Source organism: Paenibacillus endophyticus (assembly GCF_014192395.1).
GTDB classification, from domain to species: Bacteria; Bacillota; Bacilli; order Paenibacillales; family Paenibacillaceae; genus Pristimantibacillus; species Pristimantibacillus endophyticus.
Genome location: NZ_JACHXW010000014.1, coordinates 130,949 through 147,764 on the forward strand (window position 1 = coordinate 130,949; position 16,816 = coordinate 147,764).

Annotated in this window: 6 protein-coding genes; all 6 read right to left on the reverse strand. The window is 48.5% G+C overall.

Annotation, left to right across the window (positions count from 1 at the left end; translation table 11 throughout):
* Positions 1-5: 5 nt before the first annotated feature.
* The 6 genes from FHS16_RS20805 to FHS16_RS20830 all read right to left on the reverse strand — a co-directional run bounded on the left by FHS16_RS20805 (position 6) and on the right by FHS16_RS20830 (position 16,779).
* Positions 6-8,909 (reverse strand): non-ribosomal peptide synthetase, encoded by an 8,904-nt coding sequence (locus tag FHS16_RS20805; protein WP_183567152.1) that lies wholly within the window; start codon positions 8,907-8,909, stop codon positions 6-8.
* On the reverse strand, positions 8,906-10,138 hold the full coding sequence (gene fabD, locus FHS16_RS20810; RefSeq protein ID WP_312891001.1) for an ACP S-malonyltransferase: 1,233 nt from the start codon (positions 10,136-10,138) through the stop codon (positions 8,906-8,908). Before fabD ends, FHS16_RS20805 begins: the two co-directional genes overlap by 4 nt.
* Positions 10,139-10,153: 15 nt before the next feature.
* The gene (locus tag FHS16_RS20815) at positions 10,154-10,741 is read right to left on the reverse strand and encodes a beta-sandwich domain-containing protein (protein ID WP_183567156.1); all 588 of its coding nucleotides are present in this window, start codon (positions 10,739-10,741) and stop codon (positions 10,154-10,156) included.
* Positions 10,742-10,752: 11 nt separating this feature from the next.
* Positions 10,753-11,724 (reverse strand): hypothetical protein, encoded by a 972-nt coding sequence (locus FHS16_RS20820; RefSeq protein WP_183567158.1) that lies wholly within the window; start codon positions 11,722-11,724, stop codon positions 10,753-10,755.
* A 271-nt stretch (positions 11,725-11,995) separates the two neighbouring features.
* Positions 11,996-14,467 carry a PfkB family carbohydrate kinase gene (locus FHS16_RS20825; protein ID WP_183567159.1) on the reverse strand — a complete coding sequence of 824 codons (2,472 nt, stop codon included), beginning with the start codon at positions 14,465-14,467 and terminating at the stop codon, positions 11,996-11,998.
* Between the two features lie 47 nt (positions 14,468-14,514).
* Positions 14,515-16,779 (reverse strand): LamG-like jellyroll fold domain-containing protein, encoded by a 2,265-nt coding sequence (locus FHS16_RS20830; RefSeq protein WP_183567162.1) that lies wholly within the window; start codon positions 16,777-16,779, stop codon positions 14,515-14,517.
* Positions 16,780-16,816: the final 37 nt, after the last annotated feature.

The window sequence follows — 16,816 nt, forward strand, 5'->3', positions numbered from 1 at the left end:
TGTGCTTAATCCTCTTTTGTAGCAGAAGCTTGCAACTCTCCGTATTCATCAGTCATCCATTTGCAGATAGCCGCATAGCGTCCTGCAAGCATTTTGGCCTTATCCCTCTTCAATCTGTTTCCGCTGCTTTCCCATACGATCCCGTATTGACCGTTTTCTTTGAACCCGTGAACAACGGCGTCATAAGCTGATGCAATTTCCAAACCGACGCCTCCCCCTTTATAGAAATCGAGCAAAACGAAAAGCTGATTTCCTTTATCCGAATCACCAAGCCTTTTCGCTTGAGCCAAGGGGTATACGTCTTCCCGGTCCCGACCTAAATTATGATTTGTCTCATGAAACAGGGCATCAAATCCGGAGAGCCGGCTTGGTTCCGCTACAATCTGCTTGCCGCTGTGCGGCGAAACGTCCCGAACGTGCAAAACAAGATTAGAGGCTCCCCCAGTTACATGCTGGAATAACAGGAACCATGCGGTTGCGAAGAAGGTTTCCGGGGATATTCCCCGGATCGCCATCCACTGGTCAATGGCTTGGCCGACTCGGCGGTCCAACACGATGCGATAGGAAAACGGCGGTTGCAACTCGTCTCGGCTTTTGAAGTAATCTGCTGGCATAAGTATCCCTTTTAACGCGACAGCATCATCCTTGCCCTCCCTCTCCGCCAGAAGCTCCGCCAATCCGGCGACGGTCGGTCTGGAGAACAAATCTGTAACCTTGAAAACCCCGGGGAATTGTTCCTCCAGCTTGGCATGCATGCGGATCAGCAACAGCGAATTGCCGCCGATTTCAAAGAAATGATCCTGCCTGCCGATGCGTTCAAGCTGCAGCAGTTCCCTCCAAATCGTCACGATTCCCGCTTCCATTTCATTTTTCGGAGCCGAATAGGCTGTAATGGCTTCCAAGTTCGCTGTCAATCCGGCTAACGCTTTGCGGTCAACCTTGCCGTTGGTCGTTAACGGGAAGCGCTCTACCGTTGTAAAAGACGACGGAATCATATAATCCGGCAACGTCCGGGACAAAAACGCGCGAAGCTCGGCAACGGACAGTTCGCCGCTTGCGACGAAATAAGCGCAAAGCCGTTCATCTCCCGCTTGCGTCGGATTGACCAGCACAACCGCATCGGCAATTCGCTCGTGCCGCAGCAATACTGCTTCAATTTCACCCAGTTCGATGCGAAAGCCGCGCAGCTTGACTTGATGATCCAGCCGTCCCATATATTCAAGTGATCCATCCGGCAGCCAACGAGCAAGATCGCCTGAACGATACAACCGGGTTCTCGGCACGAACGGATTCGATACAAACTTGTCTGCCGTCAATTCCGCCCGGTTCAAGTACCCGCGAGCTACGCCTTCTCCGCCCACATACAACTCGCCGGGGACGCCGACAGGAACCAACATAAAGTTGGCATCCATGATGTAACAGCTTAAGGTTGGGATCGGCCGGCCAATGTTGCTGACATTCTCCTGAATCTCTCGATCCGTTATTTCCTTGTACGTTACATGCACCGTCGTCTCCGTGATGCCGTACATGTTGACTAACTTCGTTTCTGGATATTTGTCGTGAAACGTCTTTAACATCGCCGGCTTCAACGCTTCGCCACCGAAGATCACGACCTTCAACCGCAGGTCCGCCGCGCCCTTCTCCGTGTCGAAATGAAGCAAATTGTAAAAGGCCGACGGCGTCTGGTTTAATACGGTGACGTTTTCTTCAACGAGCAGTTCCAAAAACCGCTGCGGGTTTTGCGCCGTTTGCTTGGGCACCACAACCAGCTTCCCCCCGAATAACAAGGCTCCATACATTTCCCATACCGAGAAGTCGAAGCAGTAGGAATGGAACATCGTCCATACGTCGTCTTTGGTAAAATCAATGAGCGGCTTATCGTGAACGAGCAGCCGTACGACGTTGCGATGTTCAATCATTACGCCTTTCGGTTTGCCTGTCGTTCCGGATGTATAGATGATATAGGCCAAGTCGCCTGGATTGTTCACGCAGGACAAGTTCTCGCATTGCTGCGCGGAAGATTCCGAAATGTCGATCCATTCGACATCGAACGAATTCCCATGGATGTTCGTATCAGGCGAATGTGTCAGTACAAAGCGGGCTTCACAGTCGGAAAGCATATATTGAATTCGGTCGGCCGGGTAAGCCGGATCGATCGGAACGTAACAACCTCCCGCTTTGAGAATCGCCAGCATACCCACGATCATATCGACGGAACGTTCGGTAAGAATGGCCACCCTTTCGTTCGGAACGACTCCTTTGCCGCGGAGCCGTTCCGCGACCCGATTTGCCTTGTTGTTTAGCTCGGCATAGGTGAGCCGTTCCGCTTCGCATACGACCGCCGCCCGACCAGGCGATTTTGCTGCTTGCTCTTCGAAAATTTGCTGTATCGTCAGGTGTTGCGGATAAGCGCATGCCGTATCGTTGAACTGATGAAGCGCTCCCCTTTCTTCATTCGTCAGCATTTCAATGGCGCCAATTTGAATTTGCGGGTTTTCGGCCACCGCCAACGCAATCGATCGAATATGACCGACAAACCGGTGAACGGTTTCTTCCCTGAACAACTGCGTGCTGTATTCGAGGTGGCCGTTCAATTCGTCTCCGGTTTCGGTCACCTCGAGAACAAGATCAAATTTTGCCGTCGAATGCTCGATTGCCAGCGGCTTCATCGCGCATTGGTCGAGGTTGAGTTCCGGGATCTCCATATTTTGCAGCACCAGCAGCGCTTCAAAGAGTGGATTGCGGCTGATGTCCCGAGGCAGCTGCAACTTGTTCACCAGTTCCTCGAACGGATAATCCTGATTTTCCAAAGCCTTGACGGTATTTCCACTCAATTCCTGCAAAAAAAAGCTGAACGTTTTCCCGGCGGACGGATAATTTCTGAGCGGCAGCGTGTTGACGAACATTCCGATAAGATTGTGCAAATCGGCGTGCGGTCTTCCGGAAACCGGCGAACCGACGACGATATCGTCTTGACCGGAATATCGAGACAAGAAAATTGTAAATACGGCCAACAAAACCATAAATAACGTTGCGTCGGACTCGGCCGCCAAGGATTTAAGCCGATCCGTCTCCTCCGCGCTGAAGGTAAACGCAACCCTTGCTCCTTCGTACCGTTTCAACGCAGGCCGCTTGAAATCCGTTGGCATATTCAACAAAGGAACTTCGTCCGCAAACGTTTCAAGCCAATATTTTTGCTGCTCAAGCAGAAGCTCGGAAGCCAAAAAGGAATGCTGCCACATCGTAAAGTCTTTATATTGCACCTTTAAGGCTGGAAGTTCTTTTCCCTCGTAGAGCTCGGCGAATTCCTGCACAAGAACGGCCATCGAGACCCCGTCGGAAATCATATGATGTATATTGAACATGATCAGAAACTGTTCGTCGGACAGCCTCATGATTCCCGCGCGCAACAGGGGGGCCTGCTCTAAATTAAACGTTCGCGTAAACGTTTTTATTACAGCTGAAAGAGAGGCTTCGTTGCCATTCAACCGCTCCAGCTGAAAAGGAACTTGCGGATGAATGATTTGCATGGGCATTCCGTCGACAAGCTCGAAAGAAGTACGCAAACTTTCATGTCGCCCTATAAGTGCCTGAATCGCCCGTTCCAGCCGTATCTCGTCAAGCACCCCCTCGCAAACGAAAGCGGCCGGCAAATGATAGGCCGTTCCGATGCCTTCGAAGCGATGCAGAACATAAAGCCTGTTTTGCGCTGCGGACAACGGGTACGATTTGCGGACTTCCGCGGCAGGAATCGGTACATGGACACTCTTCTGTGCAACGTTTAAGACTGCTGCGAGTTTTTCAATCGTCGGGTTGCTGAAAATATGACGCAAAGACAAATCGACTTGCATCTCTTTGTGCAGCTTATGGAGCAACTGCGTGGCTTTTAGCGAGTGTCCGCCTATTTCAAAGAAATGATCATGTCTTCCAACTTGTTCAAGACCAAGCACATCCTGCCAAATTTCCGCGAGCCCCGCCTCCCATTCGTTTTGGGGAGCGACGTATTTCGTGATGTCGTCCAATCTGACTTCCAGTTGCGCCAATGCTTTGCGATCCGCTTTCCCGCTAGAATTTATCGGGATGTTATCGACTTTCACATAAAACGAAGGGATCATGTATTCCGGCAACGATTCGGCCAAATAAGCACGAATTTCCGCATTCGAAATGTCGCGTGTCGCGGCGAAATAAGCATACAGTAAATGATCGTCCCCAGACGATCCTTTCCCCAATACGACCGCTTCCCGAATGTCATCGCGGCTCATCAGGGCGGCCTCGATCTCGCCGAGTTCAATCCGGTAGCCGCGGATTTTCACTTGATGATCGAGCCGACCGAAATATTCCAACTGCCCGTCTTCCCGCCACCTCGCTAAATCGCCCGTCCGGTACATGCGATTCCCTTCCGGTTCGAACGGACACGGCACGAACTTCTCCGCCGTTAAATCCAATTGGTTCAAATAACCGCGCGCCAGCCCGATTCCGGCGATGCACAGCTCGCCCGGCAAACCGATCGGCTGCAACAGGTCGCCCGGGCCTACAACATACATACGGATATTGTCAATCGGTTTGCCAATCGGTACGGGATCTGATTCGCCGGACCATGGACAATCGAAGGAAGTCACATCGATAGCCGCTTCTGTCGGTCCGTACAAATTAATCAGCCGAACACAAATGTGATCCGCAATTACCTGGTTAAAACGGCCCACTTCCCTTGACGGCAACGCCTCTCCGCTGGCGAACACTCGCTTCAGCGAGGCTAGCTTGTCTACATGACGGGGCCGGTTCTCCGCTTCGTCTAGAAACGCCCGCAGCATCGACGGCACAAAATGCATCGTCGTTACGCCGTAACGTTCCACCGCTTCCGCAATTGCAGCCGGGTCTTTCTCCTCCCTCGGTCCGAGCATAACAACTGCGGCTCCTGCGATTGACCACCACAGCAGTTCCCACACCGACACGTCGAACGTATACGGCGTTTTTTGCAATATGCGGTCCTTCCCCGTTAACGGGTAGCGGCGCTGCATCCAATGGAGACGATTCACTGCCGCTTCATGCTCAATCATGACGCCTTTCGGCCGACCGGTCGATCCGGACGTATAAATGACATACGCCAGATGATGTGAACTCGCGATCGGCTTCAGATTGCCGCCATCTCCAACATATAAAAGTTCATCTTCCAGACAAACTGTTTTACCGGCAAATACTAACTGGTTAGCGATATCGGCAAATCGATGCTGAGTAAGCACAATACCCGCCCCGCTGTCTTCCAGCATATAGCGAATACGTTCTTGCGGAAAGTGCGGATCAATCGGCAAATATGCGCCGCCCGCCTTGAGTACGGCCATGATAGCAACGACCAAATCGATCGAACGTTCCGCCATCAAAGCCACAATCGTATCGGCTTGGATGCCTCCAATTTCCCGAAGCCAAAAGGCTAGTCGGTTGGCTCTGGCGTTCAGTTCCCCGTAAGTCATTTGCTGACCGCCGCAATATACCGCTGGACGACTCGGATCACGCTCCGTTTGCCGTTCAAACAACTCATGCAACGTATCGCCCGCCGGATACTCGGCTTCCGTACTATTCCAATCGACGAGCAGCTGCCGCTCCCGTTCGCTCACCATCTCGATTGTGGACAGCGTTTGGTCCGGAGCGGCAATAGCTGAACGGAGCAGTTCCGTATAGTGATTTGACATCCGCTCCATTGAGCTCTTTGCGAACAGATCCGTATTGAATTCCCAGACGCCCCGAAGCAAGCCATGGCTGTTCATATAAACATCCAGTTTAAAATCAAGCTTCGCCGTTCCGGTATGGACCTCGGTCTGAATAAGCCGCAATCCCGAGATTTCAATGGCAATATCCGCATCGAACTCGTTATGCACAATGAGCATCGTATCGTATAAGCGGCTGTGCGCCGAAGTTCTGTGCATCGCGATATCCGCAACAATCCGCTCTAACGGATAGTCTTGATGTGCATAAAGATCCGTCAAATGCCGATGAACTCGGCCTGCAAACTTACGGAAAGATTCATCTGTGCACACTGCCGTTCGTACGGGGAGAAAATGATTGAACATCCCTACTATCGTCGCCATTTCTGATCGGGTACGGCCCGATGTCAACGTTCCGGACACCAAATCGATTTGTCCGGTATATCGATGGAGAAGCAGAAAGTATACGGCGAACAATACAGCATTGACCGTCATTTGATTGGATCGGGCGAATTGGTCGATTCCCGCCGCGAGATCCGCCGGCAGTTGAAATTGAACCGTGTCGCCGCAGAACGACCGTTTCTCCGCTCTTCTGCGGTCCGTCGGCATACGTAGGCCCGGCAAGTCGGCGGCCAGTTGGTTCCGCCAGAACATTTTGGAATGCTCCTCCGCTAGCGCAACCCCAGTGCCGGCCATCCATACCGCCGCATCTTTGAGCTGCAGAGGCTGCGGATGCAGCGATTGTCCGCCGTAGAGGGCAAGCCACTCTTCCAGTAGAATGCGAATTGAAATACCGTCTACGATTGCATGATGCGCGTCAAATAACAAGTACAGTCTGTTGTCGCGACATCGAACCAAACCGGCGCGAAATAACGGAGCAGAATCCAACTGAAACGGCCGCACGAATCGACGTACAATGGATTCGATGGTTTCTGCCGACTCCTCAATTTCCATCCGAACCGGGATATTCGCTTGGACGGTCTGAACCATGTCTCCGGCCTTCCAATCGATTGACGTCCGCAGCGCTTCATGGCGCAAGACAAGCTTCTGCAAAGCTTGCTCCAGCTTCTTAACATCAACGTCCCCTTCGATGAGAAAAACGACCGGGACGTTGTAGCTGATTCCAACACCCTCTTGCTGCTCTTCTAAAAAGACGTTTCGTTGGCCGCCAGTCAATGGAAAATGTTTGCCTTCGCCGATCGGCAGAAACTGTGGTACGCCGCCGGATGGCCCACCTGCCGACTGTTCAATCAAAAATGCCAATCCAGCAAAGGTTGGGTTAAGAAAGAAGTCAGAAAGCGAGACCTCTGCCTGGAACTCGTTATAAATATTCGCGAGCAGCGTCGCCGCTTTCATGGAATGGCCACCGGACTCGAAAAAGTGGCTTTCCCTGCCGTTCATCCGAACTTTAAGCGCGTCTTCCCATATCGGAATCATTCGTTTTTCGATTTCGCTGTAAGGTGACATGGAGACGAAATCCGCTACGCCCGCTTCCGCTATTTGCTGCTTTTCCAACGCTTCTTCAATTTGTGCAATACTTTTGTCAAACTCTCCTGCTGTAAATTGTTGTGCCAGCAAATACCTTTGAACTTTTCCACTGGTCGTTTTAGGTATGGTCCTGACCGGAATAACGTAAGCTATTTCCGTCCCCATCCTTACATTCATTTTTTTCTTCAACTCTCGTATAAGCGGCACGACATTCTGCCATTTACCCCGATAGGTAACAAAAAAAGCGATCTCATCCGTTTGCTTTTCTAAGTTAAATACTCCGCAAGCGGCAACCTTCCCAAGTTCGACGGCGCACTCCTCCGCAGCAATTCGTTCTAAATCATGCGGATAAATATTTTGCCCATTTATAATGATGAGATCTTTTTTTCGTCCGGTTATAATGAGACGCTCGTTGCGAAGAAATCCCAGATCGCCAGTATCGAGCCATCCTTCAGAATCTATCGTCGATTGTGTCGCTTGGATGTTATTGTAATATCCCGAGGTTACATGAGGTCCGCGGATTTGAATGCTTCCGATCACGCGTTCGGTCAGCTTCCGTCCGTCCTCGCCAATAATTCTCACTTCGCAATCGGCAACTGGAAAACCAACATCAACAAATTCGATCGCGTCCGCCGCGTCATTCACAACCGCTTCACGCATCTCCCCGCTCGAATGGAGCGAATTCCGCTCTAGTGCAATCGATTGCAGCGGTTCGTGCACCGGAGGAAACGTGACGGCCAAAGTCGCTTCTGCCATTCCATAGACCGGAAACATCGCGTTCTGATTCAGACCGTATTCTTGCATTTTCTTGCTAAATTCCCGGCAAAGTTGCACCGAAATCGGTTCGGCCCCGTTAAAGATGAGTCTTACACACGACAGATCGAGCGTTTCGGCCAAAGCTTCGTCGAAATGGCGTAACAGATGATGGTAGCCGAAATTGGGGGAAGCCAGCGTCGTAATCCGATGCTCATGCGTCTTGGCCAGCCAAAGCATCGGATTCATTATGAATAAGGAGGTACTCATGATGTATTGCTTCATGCCTGCGAGGAGCGGTGTGAGATGGAAACCGATTAATCCCATATCATGTGTAAGAGGCATCCAGCTTATCGAACTGTCGTTTGAAGAGGCGCCGCTATTGTGTACAATGGCTCTCATATTCGTCAATATATTGCGATGGGTTAAGACAACGCCTTTCGGATTGCCGGTAGATCCGGATGAGAATTGAATGAAAGCCCTATCCGTCTCACGAGCGTTCCATGGGATCCCCTCGTCTCCAGAAGCCCAATCCAGCTCTTCCGTCGTTACACTGTAACTTTTCCAGGTTTCGTATAAGCTGCTGAACTCATTCGACTTGGCATAATCCAGAAGACTGAGCAAATTTTGATTCGACGTAATGATAATAGGCGATTCCAAAATGCTCCAAATTTTAGCTGTTTTCAGCCGTTGATCCTCGCCCTGACCCGCAGAAATCGGAACAGCAATAAATCCGCCTAACAAACATGCCCAGAAACATTCAATAAATCGTTGATTATCTTCCGTTTGAATAATCACTATTTGACCCGGCTTAAAGCCTTTTCTCTGGAGCATGTACAATATAGACAACGAACGTTGGCGCAGCAGGCTATAATCTACACGATGCTCTTCATTGCGCGAAATAAAAGTGATGCCTTCGGTGGAACTCGTCTGCATCATGACATTTATCAATGTATTGCTGCAATTCATGAACGCCCTCCTACTCTCTTCAAATCCGCTAATCGATCATTTATTTCTACTGTTTCTACTTCTTTTGCGTCAAAGATGTGCAACAAATATGCTAGTGCTGTCTCGTATTCATCTTCCGATGGTTTTTCCCCGCTCCGCTCCAATCGTGCAAGGATCGTTTCAATCTCGCGATAAGGCGTAACTACGTTTTGCCGGTATGCATCGATGGTTATCTTTGAATTTCGGTTTTTCGTGCTGACTGCATAGGCCAAGCATTTCTCAAAATAGGACAAGCGGCTTCTTCGAATCAACTTCTGCAAATCTACTTCATGATCGGCACTGTAAGCTAAGACGAAAGGATGTTCTTGCCGAAAAAGCGAAGTTAGCACGCTGCTGGGACCAAGTTCGACCATCGTGCTTACAGGTAAATGAACGATAGTATTCAAGCATGCTGCCCATTGAACAGGACTTGACATTTGTTTTACTAGCTTTTCCGCAATTTCACCGGCTTGCCTATGCTGTTCGCCGTCCAAATTGGACAATACCGGGAATTGCGGATTTCGAAATGTAAAAAGAGTCAAAAATTCACGAAATTTTTCTGCTGCATCCTGCATATACGGGCTATGGAAAGGAGCGCTAACTTTTAATGGAACAATTTTCGCTCCTAAATCTGAAAGAATCTCCGATACCGCTTCTACTCCGAGGCCATGACCGGAGATGACGGCCTGTCGTCCTGAATTCACGTTGGATACAACAACCATTCCAGCCCCCAAAGACTCGTTCGACCATTTTTGACAAACCTTTTCCACCATGTCGACCGCTAATCCAATCACTGCAGCCATTTTCCCTTCAATTTTGTTCGCCACCTGCTGCATGAACTTTCCTCGCATTTGCACCATTTTAAGAGCATCGGCAAACGTAATCGATGCTGCACAAGCCAAAGCCGTAATCTCGCCCAGACTATGACCGGCTGCAACCGCTGGTTTCATTCCGACTTCTCGCACATACATGACATATGCCGCGTAACTGATGGTGAGAACAGACGGTTGCGTATTCTCAGTTAATGCAAGCTCCTCATTCGTCCCCTTTTCACATAGCTTTTTCATATCGATTCCCAGAATATCGCTTGCCTCCTCATACACCTCGTTCAGGTAAGGAAACTGCTCCGTCCACTGTTTTCCCATTCCGGTATACTGAGCTCCCTGTCCGGGAAAAAGCAAAGCCACTGGATTCACGTCATTCATCCTCATTTCTGTAAATATTAGTTATTCGTGTTCATGTATCAGTGTTATGGATGCTAGAAAGATATAAGGGTTGGGTGGCAACGTAATCGACGATATTTCTTTATGTTTGTCAATGACAATTTTTTGAATGGAAAGTCCGGCGAGATATGGAACTTTATTACCTTGAATATTCCTTCGATAAGGAAAAATGATACCGATTTCCTCGTCTGGAAATAAATCATTAGTAAAAAATAAACGCCCCCAATCGGAGATTCGAAAAAGCTGCTCATCCGTTTCCCCGTCGCTATAAGAAATCACAACAAAATCGGTGTGATCGCCGAATGTACTCATTCCCAAAAAAGCAATTTCATCGCAACGAGCGTTAATGGGAACCGTTTGTCCTTCACAGGAGACCATGTCGAAGTGATTGGTCGTATGGCGGGGCAATTGAAACTGAATTCCACGATACGTTTGAACCACCCCTGAAGGGAGCAGCTCACCAGGAATACTGTCTCCGGAATGATCCAATGAACCGTGGATTTGATGTTCCGACCACGAGATTCCTTTCACGTTGTAGAACGAATCAATAGCAACGATTGAATTCCGCTTGTTATCAATTTGGGTTGTCAAATTAATGCCTCCTACGCAAGCAGATATTTTTCAAGCATATTTGCACATTCATATTCTGCTTCGATGGCTCTCTCCAGTTGCCGGATTACCGTCACGCGGCTATACGAATTGTTGAAAACGGTTTTCGTTAGAATGTTTCGAAAAGCGGTAAAATGAGAGACGGCTTTCATGAATTGTCGGACCAATTCAGGCGGAATCGACTGATACAGCGGTGAGGTTTCATGCTGCTGCAAATAATGCAAGAACTCGATGTAGGATACTTTTAACCGAATAATATCTTTGAATTGAACGAACCAAAGCATTGCATAAGCCGATGAAGGCGTCGGAGCTTGTGCCAGATGTTCTTTGAGTGTGATGAGTCCTTTTAAACCGCTAGTGTAGTTCAGAGTCGTTGCTCCGATGATTTTGTCTAGGGTGATTTGTAACTGGCGAAGTAACACACTGTCTTGGATGGCTTTCACTGGAGGTGTAATTGCAAATGCGGATGCACCGGGTCTTTCAAACGATTGCTTAATGATCTGTACGGGAACATATCCTTGGTGATGAATGCTCCAAACGAGCATTTGTTGATTCCATTCATCATAGTTTTGAACAGCGAACATGTGATAATCATTTCGGCTCGTTTGGTAGCCATAGCACCATGGAAGGTAGAAAGATTCACCGGAAATAAGTAAGTGTTTATGCTGAGGCAGCTTTTCTAAGAGGCAATTAAAGTCTTTTTCTTGGAGTACGGTGAGGTTCATTCCAAATAACTCGTGAGCATTCCAAAGGATGGGATTATTCATATGCTTGGATTCATATGCTGATATTTGCTCTACGGAATGATAATAAAAATTCCAGTTATCGGAAAATATCCATTGAAACGGTTTATTGTACGCTTGAAGAATCGTGCATGCCAGCGCGGTGGCGCAATTCTCGCCAGCCCAAGTAGCATAATGCAATTCGGGAAGCTCACTCAATAATGGCTCTTGATTAAGTATCATTCGTCATATCCTTTCGTAATGGAATAGACGTCTGAAGGAAGTGAAGTTCGAATTAGGTTATTCTTGAAGTATTAACTCCCCACTCAGACTTGACTGATGTTGGCTCTTGTGCGCAAAGAGGAATTAGCACTCCCTATCTCCTGAAGCTCAGATTTTGCCATTGATCATTAAGGAAGAAGGGGGTACGGCAGCCAATAAAGCTCCTATCGACTATACCTTCCCCCCTGGGCTTCATTTATTTATTAGATCATACTTCCAATCTTGAATCTGTCTAAATAGATTTCAGCGGATAATAGACAAATGAGTTCAACAACACATCTCCGCCTCTGCTGTAAAGAGATACTCCATTGCTTGACGAATCTGGGAAGATAAGATCGGTAATCACAACCCGACCGTCATTCGCAAACACTTCGACAGAGCATTGGTCGACGAATATACGCAATTTCAACTGTTTTCCATCAGTCTGTACTTCAGCTCCGTGTTTGCATGGAAACATTTCATGGAAGCTTGACTCCCCTGAACGGGTGCGGTCGATGTACAGAAAGCTTGACTCCGCCTCAAATCCGATTACTGTCTCCTCGCGATCGGATTGGCAGACTTTCAGTCCGAACTCCTTCACATCTTTCCACTCAACTTCTACTTCGATTTCGTAGGCGTTTCCGCTTAAACCGGCCAGCAAGCGATCACCAGACAGCACGGTACCGGAAAGATTAGTTGCCGGCTCGCCGCGTAAACCGGTTAGTTCCTCAACCGGCTCTGAGATCAAACGAATGCCTTCCGAAGTTTGTGTCAAAGATAGGGAACGCGGAATTGTCATCGCGCTGCGCCATCCCGTGGTTGGTGTTTGGTTCGCATATTTCCAGTTGCTCATCCAGCCAATGAGAATACGACGTCCATCTTCTTCACGCACATCGGACCAAGAGACTCCAGCATAATTGTCGCGTCCATAGTCCATCCATAATATCTCTTCCTGCTCCAGATCGCTTGTGAACGTAACCCCATCGAATTGACCAATAAAATATTGAGTGCGTGATCCTTCCGGGAATTCCGAATTATCGCCAATACTTACTATCAACACCCACTTTTTATTCTCGCATTCACCGTCGACCGGCAGTTCAAACAGATCCGGGCATTCCCATACTCCCGCATGTGAACCCATTTTGGCTCCGAACTCGCTGGCAAACGTCCACTCCTTTAAGTTCGGGGATGTGTATATACGGACATGATCGTCAACTGCCAGCACCAACACCCAGCGATTTGTATCCGCATTCCAGAAAACCTTAGGATCTCGGAAATCGATTAATTCGACATCGACCAAAACCGGGTTCCCCTCGTACATCGTCCACGTCCGGCCTTTGTCCGTGCTGTATGCAAGACTTTGACGCTGTCTCGGCCTCTCGGTGATTGTTTTTCCGTCGATAACGTAAGCGCCCTTCTCGTAGATGGTATTCGGGTACGTATCTGAATGCGTAAATACGGCGACAAGACCAGCATTGCCTCCAAAGAAACCACTTGTATCGTTCCAATCGACGACAGCACTGCCTGAAAATATCATTCCGTTGTGATCCGGAGCGATCGCAATCGGCAAATGATCCCAGTTCACCAAATCCTTACTAACAGCATGTCCCCAGTGCATCGGTCCCCACTCATTTTTGTGAGGATAATATTGATAGAACAGATGATACTCACCTTCATAATAAACAAGTCCATTCGGATCATTCAGCCATCCAGACGGAGGACTATAGTGAAATAGTGGACGGTACTTTTCATGGTTAGATTCTGAATTTGCCTTCATGATGAACTCTTCTACATCCGATAATGATGGCATCGCTAGAATTGCGCCTTTTCTTGTCGTGACCAGGGCTCCAACTGCGTTTGCAAATAGAGCCATAGACTTAATATTGTCTTCATTTAAATTATTTATCTGACAGTTTCTTTCCAACAACTGATACAGGAAACCTCCCAAAAATGCGTCTCCGGCACCTGTCGTATCTACGACATTCGCTGGAAAACCGGGAACGGACACCGCAATATCTCCTTTTCTTACAAAACAGCCTTTTTCCGCTCGCGTGACGAGTATAATACTGACTCCGTATTGGAGGAATATTTGCTGAGAACCACTTTCCAGATCGTTTGTTCCAGTTATAAATTCAAGCTCTTCTTCCGAAATCTTTAGAACGTCCGCGAAAGTCAACCCGATCAGAATTTTCTCCTTGGCGTGCTCAAGGTTGTTCCATAACGGGATACGCAAATTCGGATCGAAAGAGACTATCTTTCCATTCGCCTTAGCAATCATTGCCGCCTTAATTGTCGCTACGGACGCAAGTTCGTCCGTCATGGATATGGAGCCAAAATGAAAAATTTTTGACTTCTCTACAATCGTATAATTGACTTCCGAGGCGCTAAGAAGCATATCCGCTCCCGGATTTCGAACGAAGCTGAACGTACGGTCTCCTCTTTCGTCCAAGTGAACAAAGGCCAAAGTCGTGCTCGCATCATCCGTACTGACAACGCCTTTAATATTAATGCTGCAAGACTCCAGTGTCTCTTTCAAAAAGCTGCCAAACTGATCATTGCCTACTTTTCCGATGAATGCCGTTTTTTTGTCCCATTTCGACAATGCTGCAAGCACGTTGGCTGGCGCTCCGCCTGGATTCTGCTCGAACCTTGCGATGTTATCTCCGGTTGAATCTACTGGAGTAAAATCTATTAATACTTCCCCAAGTGACGTAACATCAAACATTTCTCTCCCACCTACTCCTCTTGTTCTCTCTTGGATGACTTAATCTTTCATTGATCATGGAAAACCGGTTTCATATTCCATATTTGGAGCGATTTGATTTGAATATCCTCATCTGAAAAAAGCTGGACTCCATCGGCATCTATGCGAGACGGATAAGTCCTGGTCGTTAGGCTTTTCAATCCATTCGCATATGTTTCGATCAGTGAACGGTCGACAAAAATTCGCAGGACCAATAGCTCTCCCCGCAAATCTAGTTCGCCTTCCTGAATGCCGGTCGTCCGCTCATTAGAGTCTAGTGTAGCGCGGCCACGGTCTACACCGAGTTTCTTATTAAATTTATCGTAATATAGTTTCGTTTCCTCTTCACCCTCTGGTGATCTACGCACGGACACACCATAACAGTTTGCGAGCCCAGCATTGAAAGAAATGTCTATTTCCAGCATAGTGCCATGTATATCTTGCAAGCGACGATTTGCTTCTTCCAACGACACATCTGACAGTTGAAGCAGAAGAGAATCGCGTAATTGCTTCATTTCGCCGATTGGCTCCACTCCAAGTCGACCATCTGCCCGTAAGCTTAAAGAAACCGGCATCCCCGCGTCATGTGCCCATCCGCTGTCGTATTCTAGCTCATGCGTCCGTTCTCCCTGGGCTATCGTGAACAGTAACGATCTTCCCGTGACCGGATCGACCATGCCGCTCGGTCCTGAGAAGTGATAGTCATCAACATCAAGTTGCTGCGGCTCTTCATTGTCCGGAATGAATCGTATGTTTTCGCTATCATACGTTCCTATCCAATAGTGTACGACCATCTTCGCGCCGACTCCCCACGGACTAAATACAAAGATGTGTTTGCCCGTTTCTTGTCCGTCACGTTTCAACGGCAGCAGTACCGGCAGTTCCCACCCCGTTCCCAAATGAGGGTACTTCGTATAATCGCTTAAGAAGAATTGGCCTTTGTATTCCCATGTCTCCAAGTTTTCTGAAACATAGACAAATGCCGTTCCGCCCCGTTCGACAATACCGCCTCCGACCAGCATAATCCAGCGACCCTCTTCCTTCCATACGAACGGATCTCGAAACATCCCGGGCAGCACTCCGTCGTCTGTCGGTTGCGTAACAAGCGGCATCTGTCTTTTCTTCCACCGAATCAATTCCGGATCGCCGTCTTCCGAAAATGTGCTCCTTGCTAACGCCACACATTGATCGGGATATCTGGTTAAATCCCCTGCCGTATAAAATAAAGCAGGTATTCCATTTTCGTCCAGTGCAGCGCTGCCCGACCATATACCGTCCGAATCAATACCAGGTTCGGGGGCAAGTGCTAATGGCAAGTCCCGCCATCGAACCAAATCCTCGCTTACCCAATGACCCCAATGGATCGATCCCCAGAATGGACCTCTCGGATTTGCTTGATAAAACAAATGATAACGACCATTAAAATAAATTGGAGCATGAGGCTCGTTCATCCAATGCCCAGGAGGATTCAGATGAAACTGGGGCCGATGTCGGTCCTGCTTGAAGCGCTCGCGCGGGATCATCAGATCTTGGATCGAAATTTCAGGCAGTTTTCCATCGTAAGGTTCCAGAGCATCCCGATAAAGACAGCTTATTTCTTCCCCGCTCAAACTTTTGGAATGGATTTGGACTTCATCCATAAGTCCGTCGAAATGATTCTTGATGAAAGGCTCTGCCAAAACAACTTCCTCGTTATGGCGCCCAATGAGCAAATCCGTCTCGCTAGGTGAAATGTTCGCTGTTACGGAAACCTTACGACTAGCCGCTTCTTCCCCATTTAGATATAGCTTTAACATGCCGTTTCCTTTATCGTATACGGCAACCACGAAAGACCACCGATTTTTCGGAATTGGCTTGTCGTGGCACCAGACTTCGATCCATTCCTTGTCAATACCCAGCTGCAAAGACCAGGAACCGTGTTGGTACAGCCCGAATAGGTAACCCTGCGCTTGTTCTCTGTTGTGCTGATTCACAATAGCGCACAGCCTTTGCTCATTATCGAGATCATAAGTTCTAGGCGCAATCCACGCGGTGATCGTCAGACCGTCAGTCGGTTTCTCTACATCGACAGACGAACGGCGGATATATGTGGAATAACCATCGAACGACAAGGCGGTTCCAGATATCCCCTGATGCCACCCAGGTTGCTGCGGCGGCCCAAACCTTCCCTTTCCAAGAGCATATTCAATCTTGTCTTCTTTATTCGAAGCCGCGTCTCTTGTCAAGTTTCCAGAGCCTTCATCAAACGACCAGCTAGCGATGAAAGATCGATTTCGTTGATTCGAGTATTGCATCTCTCCACTCCCATCCTTTTTCCATTCTCTTTGAGGA

Coding starts and splice junctions, on each gene's coding strand:
- FHS16_RS20805 (WP_183567152.1), bottom strand. CDS start 8,909: ATGAATTGCAGCAATACATTGATAAATGTCATGATGCAGACGAGTTCC.
- fabD (WP_312891001.1), bottom strand. CDS start 10,138: ATGAGGATGAATGACGTGAATCCAGTGGCTTTGCTTTTTCCCGGACAG.
- FHS16_RS20820 (WP_183567158.1), bottom strand. CDS start 11,724: ATGATACTTAATCAAGAGCCATTATTGAGTGAGCTTCCCGAATTGCAT.
- FHS16_RS20825 (WP_183567159.1), bottom strand. CDS start 14,467: ATGTTTGATGTTACGTCACTTGGGGAAGTATTAATAGATTTTACTCCA.
- FHS16_RS20830 (WP_183567162.1), bottom strand. CDS start 16,779: ATGCAATACTCGAATCAACGAAATCGATCTTTCATCGCTAGCTGGTCG.